At 59.3% G+C, this 16,700-nt stretch carries 23 protein-coding genes; 15 read left to right on the plus strand and 8 right to left on the minus strand.

Going from position 1 to position 16,700, the window contains the following annotated elements; translation table 11 throughout:
• Positions 1–2: 2 nt before the first annotated feature.
• Complete coding sequence (locus LOY55_RS13165) at positions 3–845, minus strand: ABC transporter permease (protein WP_258668028.1); 843 nt, start codon at positions 843–845, stop codon at positions 3–5.
• Between the two features lie 10 nt (positions 846–855).
• The gene (locus LOY55_RS13170) at positions 856–1,842 is read right to left on the minus strand and encodes an aliphatic sulfonate ABC transporter substrate-binding protein (RefSeq protein WP_046027554.1); all 987 of its coding nucleotides are present in this window, start codon (positions 1,840–1,842) and stop codon (positions 856–858) included.
• A gap of 287 nt (positions 1,843–2,129) precedes the next feature.
• Here LOY55_RS13170 and LOY55_RS13175 point away from each other — a divergent pair, with 287 nt between their 5' ends.
• Together LOY55_RS13175 and LOY55_RS13180 are read left to right on the plus strand one after the other, a co-directional pair.
• A complete protein-coding gene (locus tag LOY55_RS13175) occupies positions 2,130–3,077 on the plus strand; it encodes an ABC transporter substrate-binding protein (protein ID WP_109784658.1) in 948 nt (315 codons plus the stop codon).
• Positions 3,078–3,219: 142 nt separating this feature from the next.
• Complete coding sequence (locus LOY55_RS13180; protein WP_109784659.1) at positions 3,220–4,119, plus strand: polysaccharide deacetylase family protein; 900 nt, start codon at positions 3,220–3,222, stop codon at positions 4,117–4,119.
• On the opposite strand, the gene LOY55_RS13185 is transcribed toward LOY55_RS13180, so the two are convergent.
• Positions 4,116–5,006 carry a LysR family transcriptional regulator gene (locus tag LOY55_RS13185; protein ID WP_077430275.1) on the minus strand — a complete coding sequence of 297 codons (891 nt, stop codon included), beginning with the start codon at positions 5,004–5,006 and terminating at the stop codon, positions 4,116–4,118. The two genes, LOY55_RS13180 and LOY55_RS13185, sit on opposite strands and share 4 nt — an antisense overlap.
• 127 nt (positions 5,007–5,133) lie before the next feature.
• On the opposite strand from LOY55_RS13185, the gene LOY55_RS13190 reads away from it, so the two are divergent.
• From LOY55_RS13190 to LOY55_RS13230, 9 genes are all read left to right on the plus strand, one after another.
• Complete coding sequence (locus LOY55_RS13190) at positions 5,134–6,282, plus strand: muconate cycloisomerase family protein (RefSeq protein WP_175648944.1); 1,149 nt, start codon at positions 5,134–5,136, stop codon at positions 6,280–6,282.
• A gap of 9 nt (positions 6,283–6,291) precedes the next feature.
• Complete coding sequence (gene catC / locus LOY55_RS13195) at positions 6,292–6,582, plus strand: muconolactone Delta-isomerase (protein WP_223524686.1); 291 nt, start codon at positions 6,292–6,294, stop codon at positions 6,580–6,582.
• Between the two features lie 51 nt (positions 6,583–6,633).
• A complete protein-coding gene (catA, locus tag LOY55_RS13200; protein ID WP_258668030.1) occupies positions 6,634–7,563 on the plus strand; it encodes a catechol 1,2-dioxygenase in 930 nt (309 codons plus the stop codon).
• Positions 7,564–7,739: 176 nt separating this feature from the next.
• The gene (locus LOY55_RS13205) at positions 7,740–8,699 is read left to right on the plus strand and encodes an AraC family transcriptional regulator (RefSeq protein ID WP_309475405.1); all 960 of its coding nucleotides are present in this window, start codon (positions 7,740–7,742) and stop codon (positions 8,697–8,699) included.
• Positions 8,700–9,023: 324 nt separating this feature from the next.
• Entirely contained in the window at positions 9,024–10,388 is a 1,365-nt protein-coding gene (benA, locus tag LOY55_RS13210) for a benzoate 1,2-dioxygenase large subunit (RefSeq protein ID WP_258668031.1), read from the plus strand.
• On the plus strand, positions 10,385–10,873 hold the full coding sequence (gene benB / locus LOY55_RS13215; protein WP_258668032.1) for a benzoate 1,2-dioxygenase small subunit: 489 nt from the start codon (positions 10,385–10,387) through the stop codon (positions 10,871–10,873). Before benA ends, benB begins: the two co-directional genes overlap by 4 nt.
• Positions 10,874–10,883: 10 nt before the next feature.
• Complete coding sequence (benC, locus tag LOY55_RS13220; protein ID WP_258668033.1) at positions 10,884–11,897, plus strand: benzoate 1,2-dioxygenase electron transfer component BenC; 1,014 nt, start codon at positions 10,884–10,886, stop codon at positions 11,895–11,897.
• A 7-nt stretch (positions 11,898–11,904) separates the two neighbouring features.
• Positions 11,905–12,678, plus strand: a complete 774-nt coding sequence (locus tag LOY55_RS13225) for a 1,6-dihydroxycyclohexa-2,4-diene-1-carboxylate dehydrogenase (RefSeq protein WP_258668034.1) — start codon at positions 11,905–11,907, stop codon at positions 12,676–12,678.
• A 41-nt stretch (positions 12,679–12,719) separates the two neighbouring features.
• Positions 12,720–13,412, plus strand: a complete 693-nt coding sequence (locus LOY55_RS13230; RefSeq protein WP_046027532.1) for an alpha/beta hydrolase — start codon at positions 12,720–12,722, stop codon at positions 13,410–13,412.
• 6 nt (positions 13,413–13,418) lie between these two features.
• Here the strand turns inward: LOY55_RS13230 and LOY55_RS13235 are convergent, their stop codons facing one another.
• Positions 13,419–13,781 carry an NUDIX hydrolase gene (locus tag LOY55_RS13235; protein WP_046027530.1) on the minus strand — a complete coding sequence of 121 codons (363 nt, stop codon included), beginning with the start codon at positions 13,779–13,781 and terminating at the stop codon, positions 13,419–13,421.
• A gap of 210 nt (positions 13,782–13,991) precedes the next feature.
• Between LOY55_RS13235 and LOY55_RS13240 the strand changes: the two genes are divergently transcribed.
• Together LOY55_RS13240 and LOY55_RS13245 are read left to right on the plus strand one after the other, a co-directional pair.
• On the plus strand, positions 13,992–14,189 hold the full coding sequence (locus tag LOY55_RS13240) for an SPOR domain-containing protein (RefSeq protein ID WP_077430272.1): 198 nt from the start codon (positions 13,992–13,994) through the stop codon (positions 14,187–14,189).
• A gap of 117 nt (positions 14,190–14,306) precedes the next feature.
• On the plus strand, positions 14,307–14,654 hold the full coding sequence (locus tag LOY55_RS13245) for a hypothetical protein (protein WP_046027528.1): 348 nt from the start codon (positions 14,307–14,309) through the stop codon (positions 14,652–14,654).
• A 23-nt stretch (positions 14,655–14,677) separates the two neighbouring features.
• Here the strand turns inward: LOY55_RS13245 and osmE are convergent, their stop codons facing one another.
• Positions 14,678–15,025 carry an osmotically-inducible lipoprotein OsmE gene (gene osmE, locus LOY55_RS13250; protein ID WP_046027527.1) on the minus strand — a complete coding sequence of 116 codons (348 nt, stop codon included), beginning with the start codon at positions 15,023–15,025 and terminating at the stop codon, positions 14,678–14,680.
• A 13-nt stretch (positions 15,026–15,038) separates the two neighbouring features.
• Positions 15,039–15,278: a hypothetical protein gene (locus LOY55_RS13255; protein WP_109784667.1), complete on the minus strand. Its 240-nt coding sequence runs from the start codon at positions 15,276–15,278 to the stop codon at positions 15,039–15,041.
• Between the two features lie 173 nt (positions 15,279–15,451).
• Between LOY55_RS13255 and LOY55_RS13260 the strand changes: the two genes are divergently transcribed.
• Both LOY55_RS13260 and LOY55_RS13265 read left to right on the plus strand, forming a co-directional pair.
• Positions 15,452–15,652 (plus strand): hypothetical protein, encoded by a 201-nt coding sequence (locus LOY55_RS13260; RefSeq protein ID WP_046027873.1) that lies wholly within the window; start codon positions 15,452–15,454, stop codon positions 15,650–15,652.
• 91 nt (positions 15,653–15,743) lie between these two features.
• The gene (locus LOY55_RS13265; RefSeq protein WP_046027522.1) at positions 15,744–16,079 is read left to right on the plus strand and encodes a hypothetical protein; all 336 of its coding nucleotides are present in this window, start codon (positions 15,744–15,746) and stop codon (positions 16,077–16,079) included.
• Between the two features lie 25 nt (positions 16,080–16,104).
• On the opposite strand, the gene LOY55_RS13270 is transcribed toward LOY55_RS13265, so the two are convergent.
• Together LOY55_RS13270 and LOY55_RS13275 are read right to left on the minus strand one after the other, a co-directional pair.
• Complete coding sequence (locus LOY55_RS13270) at positions 16,105–16,338, minus strand: DUF6555 family protein (RefSeq protein WP_046027521.1); 234 nt, start codon at positions 16,336–16,338, stop codon at positions 16,105–16,107.
• A gap of 116 nt (positions 16,339–16,454) precedes the next feature.
• Positions 16,455–16,664, minus strand: a complete 210-nt coding sequence (locus tag LOY55_RS13275) for a hypothetical protein (protein WP_046027520.1) — start codon at positions 16,662–16,664, stop codon at positions 16,455–16,457.
• Positions 16,665–16,700: the final 36 nt, after the last annotated feature.

Genomic DNA, 16,700 nt, shown 5'->3' on the forward strand with positions numbered 1-16,700 from the left:
GCTCAGTCCTCGGCGCTTTGGCCATTAAAAGTGTCGCGCCAGGCCAGGAAACGTTTCTCCAGGCTGGCGAGGAGGCCGTCACTGAGCTTACCCAGCAGCGCCAACACGATGATGGCGGCCAGTACGATGTCCGGGCGCGATGTCTCACGACCATCACTGAGCAGATAGCCCAGGCCTTTGGTGGCCGCGATCAATTCGGCCGCCACCAGAAACATCCACGCCAGGCTCATGCCGCTGCGCAACCCGGTGAACAGACCGGGCAGGGCGGCGGGCAGGAGAACTCGCCGGACCAGCCGACGGCGACTGAAGCCATACATTTGCCCCACTTCCACCAGTTTGCGATCAATGTCGCGGATGGCCGCGACGCCGTTCAGGTACACCGGAAAGAATGCGCCGATCGCGATCAGGACGATTTTCGAGGTCTCGTCGATGCCTAGCCAGAGCAACAACAGCGGCACCCAGGCCAGACTCGGAATCGAGCGCAAACCTGCAAACGTCGGTTCCAGATACGCCTCGGCTTCACGGCTCAACCCCACCCATGCGGCGAACCCCAACGCCAGGCTGGCGCCGATAGCGAAACCGAGTAGCACCCGCAGCAGACTGGCGCTGATGTGCTTCCACAGCGCACCGTCGGCCAAGTCTGCGAGGGTCAACGCGACCTCGCTCGGGGCCGGCATTTGGTATGACGGCAACCAGCCGATACGCACGACGAATTCCAGAAACAGAACGATCAGCACCGGCAACGCCAGACCCTTGAGGCGCAGGCGCCAGGCGTTGTTCAGGGACACGCTGGCGCGGCGCGATGGGAGCCGTTCGAGTGGCAGGTGTTTGCTTTTGCTGGTCATGAGCCCCCCGTTACTGACGGGCCACGGTTTCTTTGAAACCGGTATCGATCAGTTGATCGATGACCTGATCGACGTTCACCCCACGGCGAACCAATTCTTCGGACACGAGTATCGGTGCCGCGGCTTTAGAGGCGATCACATCCCTGGCGGTCAATTGCGGGCTGCTCAGGTCGGTGCGCGACAGTTGCAGCTTGGCCACTTCCAGTGGCAGGCCGGATTCGCTGGCCAGTAACTTCGCCAGTTCGTCAGGGTTTTTTACCGCCCAGACGCGGGCTTGTTCATAGGCATCCAGCACGGTATCGATGGTGTGCGGATGCTCCTTGGCATAGGTGTCCGTCACGCTGACCACGCCATAACTGTTGAATTGCGTATTGCGATACAGCAGGCGCGAACCGGCCTGAACTTCGCTGGCGGCCATGTGCGGATCAAGCCCGGCCCAAGCGTCGACGTCACCTTTCTCCAATGCGATGCGACCGTCCGGGTGCTGCAAATGCACCAGTTCGACATCGTCCTTGCTCAAGCCCGCCTGTTGCAGGCTGCGCAAGGTGAACAGGTAGGGGTCGGTGCCTTTGGTGGCAGCGATTTTCTTGCCTTTGAGATCGGCCACGGTTTTGTACGGCGAATCCTTGCGCACCACCAAGGCTGTCCACTCGGCCCGGCTGTAGACGTAAACCGACTTGATCGGGCTGCCATTGGCGCGGCTGAGCACGGCGGCCAGGCTGGCGGATGAAGCGAAATCGACGCCGCCGCTGTTGAGGTATTCCAGCGAACGGTTACTGCCCTGACTCAGGACCCAACTGACCTTGGTCTGTGGCAGGGCCTTTTCGAGGAAACCGAAGTGCTTGAGCACCAGACTCACCGGCGAGTAATAGGCGTAATCCAGATGCACTTCGGCCGGTGGCGTTTCGGCTGCCTGGGCCAGCGGTTGCAGACTCAGGGCCAGTGCGCAGGCCCCCAGCAGAGACTTGAAGGCGGGAAAGCGGAAGGTCGGTTTCATGGGCTGCTCCGGGCAAGGCTGGTTATATCCAAAAATTTATTATGTAGAGTCGCTTCCTGCGTAAAAGGAATATTGCAGGCTCTGTGCCATGTTCCGGGGCTACTGGTTTCTCGAGGGTTTTCGCTCATCAACGGTGTGAAGGATGTCGCTGGGCAAACAGTCTGTTGAGGTGCTGTTGCAGGGCCGACACTGTTTGTTTCTGGTCATTAACTTATGCCTAAATCGAATTTATAAAGGCTCTTGTAATAGCGGTAGGGTCTATAAGAAATAGCACTCTGGAGCCTTTGATGAACCTGTCCCGATTCGTGCGTGGTCTATTGACCAGCGCACTGTTTGCCGCCCCGATCACCTATGCCGCCGAGCCGGTGGTCCTGCATATCGGCGATCAGAATTACTACAACGTGCGTGCCTCGGTTGAGGCCTCGGGTGTATTGGAGGGCGCGCCCTACACCGTCGACTGGAAGCACTTCCAGGCGGCTGCGCCATTGGCCGAAGCGCTGAACACTGGCGCGCTGGACGTGGGGTTTCTCGGTGATTCCGGCTTTCTGTTCCTGGCGGCCAAACAGGCGCCGGTGAAACTGATCGGTGTGTCGCGGCAGAACCCGGACACCATTGCCTTGCTCGTGCCCAAGGATTCACCGGTCCATAGCATCGCGGATCTCAAGGGCAAGAAAGTCGCTTACTGGCCCGGTGCCTGGAGCCAGCAGTTGACCCTGCGCGCACTGGAGAAAGCCGACCTGCCGGAAGACTACGTCGACTTCATCAAATTGATGCCGATTGACGCCGCCGCGGCGTTGCCTCAAGGCAGCATCGACGCGTTCCCGGTATGGGAACCGTACATTTCCCAACAGATTCTGTTCTCCGGCGCGCGACCGATTCTGACCGCTAAAAACCTGATGCCCGGCTTGAGCGCCATCGCCGCGTCGACACCGGCCATCGACAGTAAGCACGCCGCCATCGCCGACTTCCTGGTGCGCCTGAAAAAAGCCCGGGCCTGGGTCGACAGCCATACCGACGAGTACGCCGATCTGTGGGCGAAAAAGGCCAATCTGGATCAGGACGTGTCTCGCCATTGGTTGCGTCAGGCGCACATGACCGTTGGCCCGGTGGATCAACAAGCGGCGGCGGATTTGCAGAGCACGGCGGACTTCCTGTTCAAGGTCAAGGCGCTGCCGACGGAACTGGCGACCGCCCCGATCATCGACCACTCGTTCCAGCAGGCATTGGTGCAATAAGCGAAGAGGGGGCTGCGGAACCAAACACTGTGTACCCTGATCCAACCTCGGCCCGCGCCATTGGCGGGCCGGCGAAGGAAGAACGGGCGAAGGACTTTGCCGTTTGAAGTGTTGACCGTCACGGTCTGACCCAAGGCAAAACATGAAACAACTGTTCAACGCATTTTGTGCACTCGCCATTGCCATCGGGCTGGCGGGCTGCATCGCTGCCCCCATCGAGCTGACCCCGCAGACGGAACAACGTCTACAGGCGCAGGCGCCAATTCGTTTTCTGCTGACCTATGACGACGGTCCCAGCGCGTCGAGTTTCTGGAACCCTACCGCGACGGTCCTCGACAGCCTGAAGGACAATCCTCTGCAGCCCGGTATCAAAGCGGTGTTTTTCGTGCAGACCGGTGCGCCGAGGGCCGGCGACAGTGACATCGGGCGGGCGCTGATGCACCGCGAGCATGAAGAGGGGCACGTGCTGGGTTTTCACACCGCTACTCATTGGCACACCAATCACCGTTCACTGACCCCGCAAGAACTGGAGCAGTCGCTGAGCAAAGGCAGTGCTGACATCGCCGCCATCACCGGCGCGCCACCGACATTGGTGCGTCCGCCGTTCTGGAATTACGACAAACGCGTCTTCGCGGCCTATCAGCAGCACGGCATGCACGTGTTGCTGACCGATTTGAGCGCCAATGACGGCAAAATCTGGGGATTCAACGCCAGCCCCCGACGCCGCTCGCACATGCTGCGTTCGATGTCCGAAGTGCGCGAGCGCATCGCGCTGGGCCAGTTGCCGACTGTGGACGGGGTGATTCCGGTGGTGGTGACCTTCCACGACCTCAATCGCTACACCGCCCGGCACGCGCGCGAATACCTGCAAATCCTGATCGACAGCGCCAGGGCCACCGGCGTGCCACTGGCGCAGAAGCCGTTTTACGACGATCGCGACGCGGTGCTGCAAGCGGCGATGGCGCGCACCGTCAAGGACAGTTCGCAGCCAGTAGAACTGCCGGGTTTCTGGAACTGGTTCTGGGACAAAAACTCCCATTAAAACCTGGCCTGCGGTTGCAGCTCCTCGATCACCTTCAAACAGTGACTCAACCCCGGTGAAACATCGCCCACCCGCCGACTGAGAATGATCGGTGACGTGGCGTTGTCTTCCAGCAATGGGGTAAAGCCAATGTCGTCGCGGTGCAGCAACTGCACCGAGGCGGGCACCAGCGTGACGCCGATCCCGGCCCCCACCAGTCCGATTGCCGTTTGCAGTTCGTTGGTCCATTGCGCCACGTGAATGCTCACGCCATAGGATTCGAACAGTGCAATCACATGGTCGGCATAGCTGGGGCGCGGGTTGCCGGGGTACAGCACAAAGGGCTCCTTCGCCAGTTCGCGAAGGCTGATCGGCCCGGCCAGCAGGGGATGGCCGGCGGGCAGGGCGGCGACCAGCCGGTCTTGGGTGAGCACGGTTTGAATGATCGCCGGGTCGTCGATGTGAATACGGCCGAAGCCGATATCGATACGCCCGGCCTTGAGCGCCTGCACCTGTTGCAACGTGGTCATTTCCGACAGCCCCAATTCAAGCTCCAGAGGCTCGCCGCTGCGTAAACGGCGGATCAATTCCGGCAGCACTCCGTAAAGGGTCGAAGGCGCGAAGCCGATGCCCAGCCAGGTCTTTTCCCCCAGGCCGATCCGTCGCGTGTTGTCGCAGACCTTGTTCAGTTGCTCTAGCAGGGCGGTGGAGTGCTCATGGAAAAACCGCCCGGCCTCCGTCAACTTCAGTGGCCGGCCACGCTCCAGCAACAACACCCCGAGTTCGTCTTCCAGTTGCTGGATCTGCCGGCTCAGGGGCGGCTGGGCGATGTGCAGCAGTTCGGCGGCGCGGGTGAAATTGAGGGTTTGAGCCAATACCTGAAAATAGCGCAGGTGACGCAGTTCCATGGGGCCTCCAGACGTCAGTCGTTTGCATACCTTAAAGGTATCAAGTCAGACCAATTCTATATTGGCATCGGCAAAAAAGCCGTACGAGAATCGGTTCCAGAACTTTAAGAACCTGATGGGTATCGACATGCGTGCAACAGCCATTGAATCGATCGAGACGATCATCGTCGATCTGCCGACCATCCGCCCGCACAAGCTGGCGATGCACACGATGCAGAATCAGACCCTGGTGATCATTCGCGTGCGCTGCGCCGATGGCATCGAAGGGATCGGTGAGTCCACCACCATCGGTGGCCTGGCCTATGGCAACGAAAGCCCGGACAGCATCAAGACCAACATCGACAAACACTTCGCGCCCCTGCTGATCGGTCAGGACAGCGGTAATGTGAATGCCGCCATGTTGCGTCTGGAGCGCAGCATCCGCGGCAATACCTTTGCCAAATCCGGGATCGAAACCGCCTTGCTCGATGCACTGGGCAAACGCCTCGGCCTGCCGGTCAGCGAACTGCTGGGCGGGCGGGTGCGTGATGCCTTGCCGGTGGCCTGGACCCTGGCCAGCGGCGACACCGAAAAAGACATCGCCGAAGCGGAAAAAATGCTCGACTTGCGCCGCCATCGAATTTTCAAACTGAAAATCGGTGCCGGTGAAGTCAACCGCGACCTGGCGCACGTCATCGCGATCAAAAAAGCCCTGGGTGATCGCGCCAGCGTGCGGGTCGATGTCAATCAGGCCTGGGACGAAGCGGTCGCATTGCGCGCTTGCCGGATCCTCGGCACCAACGGCATCGACCTGATCGAACAGCCGATCTCGCGCAACAACCGTGCTGGCATGGCGCGCCTGAATGCGATGAGCCCGGCGCCGATCATGGCGGACGAATCCATTGAATGCGTGGAAGACGCTTTCAACCTGGCGCGCGAAGGCGCGGCCTCGGTGTTTGCCTTGAAGATCGCCAAGAACGGCGGCCCCCGTGCCGTGCTGCGTACCGCCGCGATCGCCGAAGCAGCGGGCATCGCCCTGTACGGCGGCACCATGCTGGAAGGCGGCATCGGTACGCTGGCCTCGGCCCATGCCTTTGTCACGCTGAATAAACTGGCCTGGGACACTGAACTGTTCGGCCCGTTGCTGCTGACCGAAGACATTCTCAGCGAGCCGTTGGTGTATCGCGATTTCGAACTGCATGTGCCGCAAACACCAGGTCTGGGCCTGAGCCTGGACGAAGAACGCCTGGCGTTTTTCCGTCGCGACAAAACATCCACTTCCGTTCATCAAGCCTGAGGAGAGATCATGCTATTCCACGTAAAAATGACCGTGAATCTACCGGTCGACATGAACCCCGAAGTGGCCGCCAAACTCAAGGCTGACGAAAAAGCCCTGGCCCAGCGCCTGCAAGAGCAGGGTAAGTGGCGTCACCTGTGGCGCATCGCCGGGCACTACGCCAACTACAGCGTTTTCGATGTCGACAGCGTCCAGGAATTGCACGACCTGCTGATGCAACTGCCGCTGTTTCCCTATATGGCGATCGAGATCGACGCAATGTGCCGGCACCCGTCTTCCATCCGCGAGGATGACCGCTGAACCCAGCTTGTTCAGTTCGCTACGCTAATAATTACAAGATGAGGAACCACCATGAACGTCAAGATTTCCCACACTGCCAACGCCCAGAAGTTTCTTGAAGACGCCAGCGGCCTGCTCAATGACGCCGGCAACCCGCGCGTCAAAGCCCTGATTTACCGCATCCTGCGTGACTCGGTGAACATCATCGAAGACCTGGCGGTGACTCCGGAAGAATTCTGGAAAGCCGTCAACTACCTCAACGTGCTGGGTGCGCGTCAGGAAGCAGGGCTGTTGGTGGCCGGGTTGGGCCTGGAGCATTACCTCGATCTGCTGATGGATGCCGAGGATGAGCAGGCCGGCAAGTCCGGCGGCACGCCACGGACCATCGAAGGTCCGCTGTACGTAGCCGGCGCGCCGTTGTCCGAAGGCGAAGCGCGACTCGATGACGGTCTCGATCCAGGTGTCACGCTGTTCATGCAAGGGCGCGTGTTCAATACCGCTGGCGAGCCATTGGCCGGTGCCGTGGTCGACGTTTGGCACGCCAATACCGGCGGCACTTACTCGTATTTTGATACCGCGCAATCGGAGTTCAACCTGCGCCGCCGGATCGTTACCGATACCGAAGGTCGCTATCGTTTCCGCAGCATTGTGCCGTCGGGTTACGGCTGCCCGCCGGACGGTCCGACCCAGCAACTGCTCGATCAACTGGGCCGTCACGGCCAGCGTCCAGCACACGTGCACTTCTTCATCTCGGCACCGGATCACCGCCACCTGACCACCCAGATCAACCTCGATGGCGATCAATACCTGCACGACGATTTCGCCTACGCCACCCGTGACGAGCTGATCGCCCACATCACGTTCAGCGACGACCAGCAACGCGCCGCAGCGCATGGCGTCAGCGGGCGGTTTGCTGAAATCGAGTTCGATTTCACGCTGCAGTCGACCGCCCAGCCCGAAGAGCAACAACGTCACGAACGGGTTCGCGCACTGGAAGATTGATAGCGCGGTACTCCTACCCTGTGGGAGCCGAGCTTGCTCGCGATAGCGGTTTAACATTCAACATCTATGTTGATTGGCACTCTGTCATCGCGAGCAAGCTCGGCTCCCACAGGGATTTTCAGTCAATGTTCTAGAATGGAACTGACACCGCCGATAACAACAACGAGAGTGACCCGATGATGCACGCGCAACTGTTGAGTCAGCGCAGCAGAGTATTCGACCATGCCGACCCTTATGCGGTCTCGGGTTACGTCAATCAGCATGTCGGCAACCATTGCATCCTGATGCCCAGGGTCGGCCGACCGCTGGCCAGCCTCGATCACCGCAAATTCGCCAGCCTGGACCTGTGCCGCATCAGTTACGGCGCCAGCGTGCGCGTGACGTCGGGCGCGCTCGACAGCATTTATCACCTGCAAGTGCTGCTGCGGGGCAACTGCCTTTCGCGCGGAAGGGGCGAGGACCATTACTTTGCGCCGGGTGAGCTGCTGCTGATCAACCCCGATGAGCCGGTCGATCTTACCTACTCCGACGATTGCGAAAAATTCATCCTCAAAGTTCCCACCCGCTTGTTCGAGTCCGTGTGCGATGAACAGCGCTGGCGTTATCCGGGGCAGGGCGTGCGGTTTCTGGAGAACCGTTATCAGCTCGATGAGCTGGAAGGTTTTGTCAGCCTGCTGGCAATGATTTGCCAGGAAGCCGAGGCCACCGAACAGATTCCCCGGGTGCAGGAGCATTACGCGCAGATCATCGTCAGCAAGATGCTCAGCCTGATGAAAACCAACGTGATCCGCACCAGCCCGAGTGCGCCGTCGGTCACGTTCGAGGCGATTGCCGATTACATCGCGCGCCACCTCAAACAAGACATCGACAGTGAAGAGCTGGCACGCCAGGCGCGGATGAGTCTTCGGTCGTTGTATGGGTTGTTCGAACGCAACGCGGGCACTTCACCGCAACACTACATCCGGCAGAAGAAACTCGAACGCATCCACCTGTGCCTGAGTGATCCGACCTGCAACGTGCGCAACGTTACGGAAGTGGCCATGGATTATGGCTTTCTTCACTTGGGGCGGTTCTCCGACAACTACCGCAAACAGTTCGGCGAGTTGCCGTCTGACACCCTCAAACGCCGGTATTGACAGACCGCCAAACCCTCGTAACAGCCGAGCTTGTAGCAGCTGTCGAGCTTGCGAGGCTGCGTTCGAGTGCGCAGCGCTCGCCGAGGAGCAATGCGGTCTGGCTGAAATATCGTGGGAAGCATTCTGCGAGTGCTGCGCACTCGAACGCAGCCTCGCAAGCTCGACAGCTGCTACACGCAGGCACGCAAGCTCGGCAGCTGCTACATGAATCTGTGCATTCAATGCTGCACTAAACGGATACACGTCTGCACCCAACGGATAGTCCGTCATTCCCCCGCGTCCTAGCATGGCCCTGCCTGAATAAAAACAATGGAGGCGGCGGCCATGTCCCTGCGACCCGAATACCTTCACTCCCTGCTTGAAGATGACAAGGAAAACGGCATCTATCGCTGCAAGCGCGAGATGTTTACCGACCCCCGGTTGTTCGATCTGGAGATGAAACACATCTTCGAAGGCAACTGGCTGTACCTGGCCCACGACAGTCAGATCCCCAACGTCAACGATTTCTACACCACCACCATGGGGCGCCAGTCGATCTTCATCGCGCGCAACAAGGACGGTGTGCTCAATGCCTTTATCAATGCCTGCAGCCATCGCGGTGCGACGCTGTGCCGGCACAAAACCGGCAACAAAAGCTCCTACACCTGCCCCTTCCACGGCTGGACCTTCAATAACTCCGGCAAGTTGCTCAAGGTCAAAGACCCGGCGGCGGCTGGCTACCCGGCGAGCTTCAATTGCGAAGGCTCCCACGACCTGACCAAACTCGCGCGGTTCGAGTCCTATCGCGGTTTCCTGTTTGGCAGCCTCAACGCGGATGTCGTGCCGCTGGTCGAGCACTTGGGCGAGTCAGCAAAAATCATCGACATGATCGTCGACCAGTCCGCCGATGGCCTGGAAGTGCTGCGCGGTTCTTCGAGCTACATCTACGAAGGCAACTGGAAACTCACCGCCGAAAACGGCGCCGACGGTTACCACGTCAGCTCCGTGCACTGGAACTACGCAGCTACCCAAAACCAGCGCAAGCAGCGCGAGGCCGGTGACAGCAATCCGACCATGAGTGCCGGCACCTGGGCCAAGCAGGGCGGTGGTTTCTACTCCTTCGACAAGGGCCATATGTTGCTCTGGACCCGTTGGTCCAACCCCGAAGACCGTCCGCTGTACGAGCGCCGTGATGAGTTGGCCCAGGACTTCGGCCAGGCCCGCGCGGACTGGATGATCGAGAACTCTCGCAACCTGTGCCTGTACCCCAACGTGTACCTGATGGACCAGTTCAGTTCGCAAATCCGCATCGCCCGGCCGATTTCGGTCAACCGCACGGAAATCACCATTTACTGCATCGCCCCCAAAGGTGAGAGCGACCACGCCCGGTCGAGCCGGATTCGCCAGTACGAAGATTTCTTCAATGTCAGCGGCATGGCCACCCCGGATGATCTGGAGGAGTTTCGCTCGTGCCAGACCAGCTACCAGGGCAGCGTCACCACCTGGAATGACATGTCCCGGGGCGCCGAACACTGGATCGAAGGCGCGGACGAGGCGGCCAAAGAGATCGACCTGCATCCGCTGCTCAGCGGCGTGCGCACCGAAGACGAAGGCCTGTTTGTGCTGCAACACAAGTATTGGCAGGACACGATGCTCAAGGCCCTGGCCACTGAACAGAGCGAATTGATTGCCGTGGAGGCCGTGCAATGACCATCTCCTACGACGCCGTGCGCGATTTTCTTTATCGCGAAGCACGCTACCTCGATGACAGGCAGTGGGACGACTGGCTGGAACTGTACGCCGCCGATGCCTCGTTCTGGATGCCGTCCTGGGACGACAACGATGAGTTGACCGAAGACCCCCAGCGGGAAATCTCGCTGATCTGGTACGGCAACCGCACCGGCCTGGAAGACCGCATCTTCCGCATCAAGACCGAGCGTTCCAGTGCGAGCATTCCGGACACCCGGACTTCGCACAACCTCAGCAACATCGAGCTGCTCGAACAAGCGGATGGCCTGTGCAAGGTGCGCTTCAACTGGCACACCCTGAGCTTTCGCTACAAGACCGTCGACAGCTATTTCGGCAGCAGTTTCTACACCCTTGATGTGCGCGGTCAGAACCCGCTGATCAAGGCCAAGAAAGTGATCTTGAAGAACGATTACGTTCGCCAGGTCATCGATGTCTACCACTTGTGAGGCGCCCGTCATGACTCATTCCATTGCGTTCAATTTTGAAGACGGCGTCACCCGGTTCATCGACGCCAATGTCGGCGAAACGGTCGCCGATGCCGCGTACCGCCAAGGCATCAATATTCCGCTGGATTGCCGCGATGGCGCCTGCGGCACCTGCAAGTGCTTTGCCGAAGCGGGTCGTTATGACTTGGGCGAGGACTACATCGAAGACGCCCTCAGCCCTGAAGAGGCGGAGCAAGGTTTTGTCCTGACCTGCCAGATGCGCGCCCAGAGCGATTGCGTGGTGCGGGTGCCGACGTCTTCGCAGGTTTGCCGCACCCGCCAGGCCAGCTACGACGCCACGATCAGCGCTGTTCGGCAGTTGTCCGACAGCACCATCGCGTTATCGATCAAGGGTGAAGCGTTGAGCAAACTGGCGTTCCTGCCGGGGCAATACGTCAACCTCGGGATTCCGGGCAGCGAGCAGACGCGGGCCTATTCGTTCAGTTCGTTGCAGCGCGACGGCGAGGTCAGTTTCCTGATTCGCAACGTGCCCGGTGGCCTGATGAGCAGTTTCCTCACCAACATGGCCAAGGCCGGCGACAGCATGAGCCTGGCCGGGCCATTGGGCAGCTTCTACCTGCGCGACATCCGCCGCCCGTTGTTGCTGCTGGCCGGCGGCACAGGGCTGGCGCCGTTCACGGCGATGCTGGAAAAAATCGCCGAGCAGGGCAGTGAACATCCGCTGCATTTGATCTACGGCGTGACCAACGATTTCGATCTGGTGGAGCTTGATCGCCTCGAAGCGTTTGCCGCACGCATCCCGAACTTCAGTTACAGCGCCTGCGTGGCCAATCCCGACAGTCAGCACCCACTCAAGGGCTACGTGACGCAGCACATCGAGCCCCGGCATTTGAACGAGGGCGACGTCGACGTCTACCTGTGCGGCCCGCCGCCGATGGTCGAGGCGGTCAGTCAATTCATTCGCGAACAAGGCATCCAGCCGGCGAATTTTTATTATGAGAAGTTTGCCGCCAGCGCGGCCTGAGGTCGTCATGAACAGATTTCACGAAAAAGTCGTGCTGATTACCGGTGCTGCGCAAGGCATCGGTCGGCGGGTGGCCGAACGCATGGCCGCCGAAGGGGCGCGGTTGATCCTGGTCGACCGCTCCGAGCATGTCTTCGAAGTACAGCAGCAGTTGGGGCAGGGCAGTCAGGTGCTGGCCCTGACCGCAGACCTTGAACAATACGGTGAATGCAGCCGTGTGATGCGCACCGCCGTCGAGCGTTTCGGGCGCCTGGACGTGCTGGTCAACAACGTCGGCGGGACGATTTGGGCCAAGCCGTTCGAGCACTACGAAGAGCAGCAGATCGAGGCAGAAGTCCGGCGTTCGCTGTTCCCGACGCTGTGGTGCTGTCATGCGGCACTGCCGTTCATGCTGGAGCAGGGCAGTGGCGCCATCGTCAACGTTTCCTCGATTGCCACGCGCAGCATCAACCGCGTGCCGTATGGCGCGGCGAAAGGGGGGGTGAATGCACTGACCGCCTGCCTGGCGTTCGAAACCGCCGGTCGCGGGGTTCGGGTCAACGCGACCGCGCCCGGCGGTACCGAAGCGCCACCTCGGGTCATTGCCCGCAACAATGCCGAGCACAGTGCGGAAGAAAAGGTCTGGTATCAGCAGATCGTCGAACAGACGCTCGACAGCAGTTTGATGAAGCGCTACGGCACGCTGGATGAACAGGCCGGGGCTATTCTGTTTCTGGCCAGCGACGAGGCGTCGTACATCACCGGCATGATCATGCCGGTCGGTGGCGGCGACCAGGGCTGACGCGGCTCACTAAAACCTACCCATGAACAGGAGTCATCGTCATGAGTGACAGACCCACGATTGTGCTAGTACACGGTTTTTGGGGTGGCGCAGCCCACTGGAACAAGGTCATCGCTGAACTGCTGAGAAAGGGTTACACGAACATCCGCGCGGTCGAGATGCCGCTGACTTCCCTGGCTGACGATGCAGAGCGCACCCGCAAAATGGTCGCCCAGGTGCCGGGGCCGGTGTTGCTGGTGGGGCATTCCTATGGCGGCGCCGTAATCACCGAGGCGGGCGATCAGCCGAACGTGGTGGGGCTGGTGTACATCGCAGCCTTCGCCCCGGACGCTGGTGAAAGTCCCGGCAGCATCACTCACCAGCATCCACCGGCTGCGGCGGCGAACCTCGCCCCTGACAGCGATGGGTATTTGTGGGTCAAGCCGGAGTTGTATCACGAGAGTTTTTGCCAGGACTTACCTGCGTCCGAAGGCCTGGTGATGGGTATCACCCAGAAAGCACCGCTGGCCAGCACCTTCGGCGACACCATCAGCACCGTGGCCTGGAAGAACAAACCGTCGTGGTATCAGGTCTCCAGCGATGACCGGATGATCGCGCCGCAAAATCAGCAATGGATGGCTGGACGGCTGAATGCCAGGGAGATCCTGACCTTGAACGCCGGTCATGCGTCGCTGGCCTCAATGCCGGTCGAGGTTGCCGCGTTCATCGACAAGGCCGCGACGGCCCTGGCCTGAATACGCTTACAGGCGACGCCGAAATGCTTTGATGATCTGGCGAGTGGCATCGCTGGTGCTCAGGTTGTCGACCGTCTCCAGTGGATGCCAGATGCAGTCGACGATTTCATTTTGTGGCCGGGCCTGCTCAAGGTTCGGTGCCGATGCTTCATAGACATGGTGGCGGGTGCTGCCGGACTCCAGTTCCATGAGGTACAACAGGTGGTCGGCGCCAAGGCCGGTTTCTTCCTCAAGTTCACGCAGGGCGGCGCCGCCTGTCGTTTCGCCGGGCTCGACTTTTCCGCCGGGCAAGCTCCAGCGACACCTGGGTTTGCGCACCAGCAGAACATGCCGATCCTGCTCGCAAATAACCGTTGCACGTACTTTCATTCGTTACCTGATAGTCGCTGTCACAAAAAAGACATCAAAATGCAACATTCGGGCCGAGCCCCCTGTTTCAAGGGTTAGAGCGATGGCCTTCGCGTAAAGTGCCATCGGGTGCTGGAAAACTGGCGCGACGTCTGGTTGGCACCTGGACAAAGGTCAGGTGTAAGGTAATCAGGTCAATCGTCAATTCTCACTGCCGAACAGGAGGTGACCATGAGCGTTCCGATGCTGAATAAAATGCGCATGAACGGTTATGAAGTACTCAGTGTGAACAACGGCCCCTGGCGGGTGTGCACCCAAGGTGATCGGCTGGGAGCTTTTAGCAGCCGGGAAGAAGCACTGGCGTATGCCGCGTCGCTTCCCGCCTATAGGGCAAGAGCGACACGAGCGCCAAGTCAGAAATCCGAATGACAGCCCATTTGAAGCCCCGGAATCCCGGGGCTTTTTTTGTCACGGAACCGAGGATGGAGGATTTGAAACGCGACATTTGAGTGATAGGGTGGCCGCTTTCACTCCAAGGAAGAACCCATGTTGAAAGGGCGCTGGATGTCGCTGCTCGTGTTGTCTGCACTCGGTTTGGCTTGCACGAACGCGGCTCAAGCGCAGACTCTCGGCGAAATACAAACGACTCCGCACGTGTGCGATGTCTTCCGTGTATTGGCCGGATCGATCATGCAGTCTCGTCAGAATGATGAGTCAAAGGCCAGTTTGCTGGCAGTAAAATCGGGCAACCCGGACCATGACAAATTGGGCGCCATGTTAATCAACGACGCATACAGCCTGCCCGTTCGCGGTTCTCAAGAGCAAAAGAACGAGGCAATCAATGCCTTCGCCGATAAATGGCGCGATACCTGTAACAAGCCGGTTTCCGGCTAGCAGGTTTGGCAGTCCACGTTCGATCAGTAGCCGCCGCCACCCGAGCGGGTAGGTTCCCTCGCCCTCTCTTGGGCGTGACTCCACTCCGCACAGGTCATAAAGCTTTTGTGGTCGACCTGGCCGTTGCCATCGAAACTGATGCTGTACGGTTGATGCTGGCCAGCCTGCGTTAACCGGTAATCAAAACAGGTGCCAGGTACCACCGTGCGGTCGGTAATCGAGGCAGGCTGACCGCCAATTTGCTGCACTTGATCCTTGTTCATTCCCGTCTCGACCTTGGCGACCAGCGGTTGGGCACCGTAGATGTGCTCCTCGGTGCTGCAGCCACCCACCGCCAGTACAACCACCAGCGTGAACAAAGGCTTGTTCATTGCAACGCTCCTGTCAGTGGGCTTTCGTTCGGCTGATCACCTTCGCTTTGACTTCTTCGGCATAGCCCGCCAGTCGTTCTTCATCACCCTGAAACAACGCACACAACCTGAGAATCGCTTCCGCATCTACGTCATTACCGGCCAGGCGCAGCTGTTTTTCAATTCGCAGCAGTTCTACCGCCGACCACCTCAAATCCGACGCAATGCCTTGTAGGGCACGGCGAAGTTCATTTTCATCTTCGTTGAGCCACATGACGACCTCCCGCAATGTCTCGCCAAGAAAGATTAGTCCGATTTGGCCCGATGCGGCGTTTGTTCGTCCGTGAGGCAGGAGGTGGGTCCATTGGTCGGGAAAATGAGGGCAAGAGGCCCAGGTGGATGTCGTACGAAGGTCAGTGCCATTTCACCAGGGCGAGGCCACCCCCAATGAGCAATACCGACGATTTCAGATTTCACGCCCAGGAGTTGATTGTTGATCTGGATGCCGCCACCACTGAGATGATGAAGCTGATTTCGGCTCACCAGTTCAGCGGCCCGGAGTGGGATCGGGTCACGCAATGGCAGCATGAGGCGTATGAACGGTGGATGGCCTATCTGAACGAAAGAACCTATCCAGTCCCCCAATGAAAACAATGCCGCGCATTAAGTTGTGTGCAATAGATGGATGTCCGGACGGCGAAGCGTTACATTTCGCGTTTTTACGGGATAAGGATGCGTCATGCGGATGTTGATTGGGGGAGTAACGCTGGCAATGCTGGCGGGTTGTTCATTGCCGGCGTCGGTGGTGCCGGGTGAACCGAACGTCAGCAAATACAGTAAGAAGCCGCCAAAAGAGCTGGCCGCGTGCATCTTGCCGGTGTGGCAGAAAGAAGTTTCGAATACGACTCAGGTCGGCATTTCCAACGGCTACCGAATCAAGGCGCCGAGCATCATCACGGCGGATGAAGTGCTGGACATCGTCAAGTACAAGGACGGCAGCCGGGTTTCGCTGTATCAGGGGCCACCTTGGGCCAAGTCCGACGCGATGCGCAAGGCAGTGAAGAACTGTTTGTAAGTTGAAAGGGCGCGTTCCGGTCTCGTCAACCGGGTAATTTTACCCAGCTGACGTCGGTCAAACCTTTTGCTTGCGCATGGCTTCGAAGCGCCGCGTCGTTTTGTTGATCGTGATTTTGCCCATACGAAAGCCCAATCCCTGAATGCAGGCAGGCGTAATACCAAGCGTCTGCGGGGTGCATGTGCGTGTCCGACTGCACAAAAGTATGCCGCTCATCATTGAGGCAGTACGTGATTTGAAAGTAGCGAGTGCGAGTCATCCAATTCTCCAGGTGCAGTCACTACGACATTAATGGCGTAGTGCCAGTTCCCTTCGGATTCGGACTTCTGATTGCGCGAACAAAAACGGACAGGGACTCAGCGAGACGCACGCGGGTCACTGAGGTTTGTCCTGTTGAGTGCGCCCGGTTTTACGTCGATCCGTGCCTGTAGGATGACCGAGGTCTATCAGTCGTCTTTCAACCAGAATGTTTTCGAGTGCCTGGCGCGAGGCGGGATCCATTTGGTGTTCTCGCGCCTTGAGCTCCAGCAGGATCGGGCTCGACCAGGCGCGATAGGTTTTTTCGGCGTTGCGAACGGACGTCATCAATCTCTCCTTGATCAGTCGCCCCAATCCATAAGC

This window comes from Pseudomonas sp. B21-040, from assembly GCF_024748695.1.
In the GTDB taxonomy this organism is placed as follows: Bacteria; Pseudomonadota; Gammaproteobacteria; order Pseudomonadales; family Pseudomonadaceae; genus Aquipseudomonas.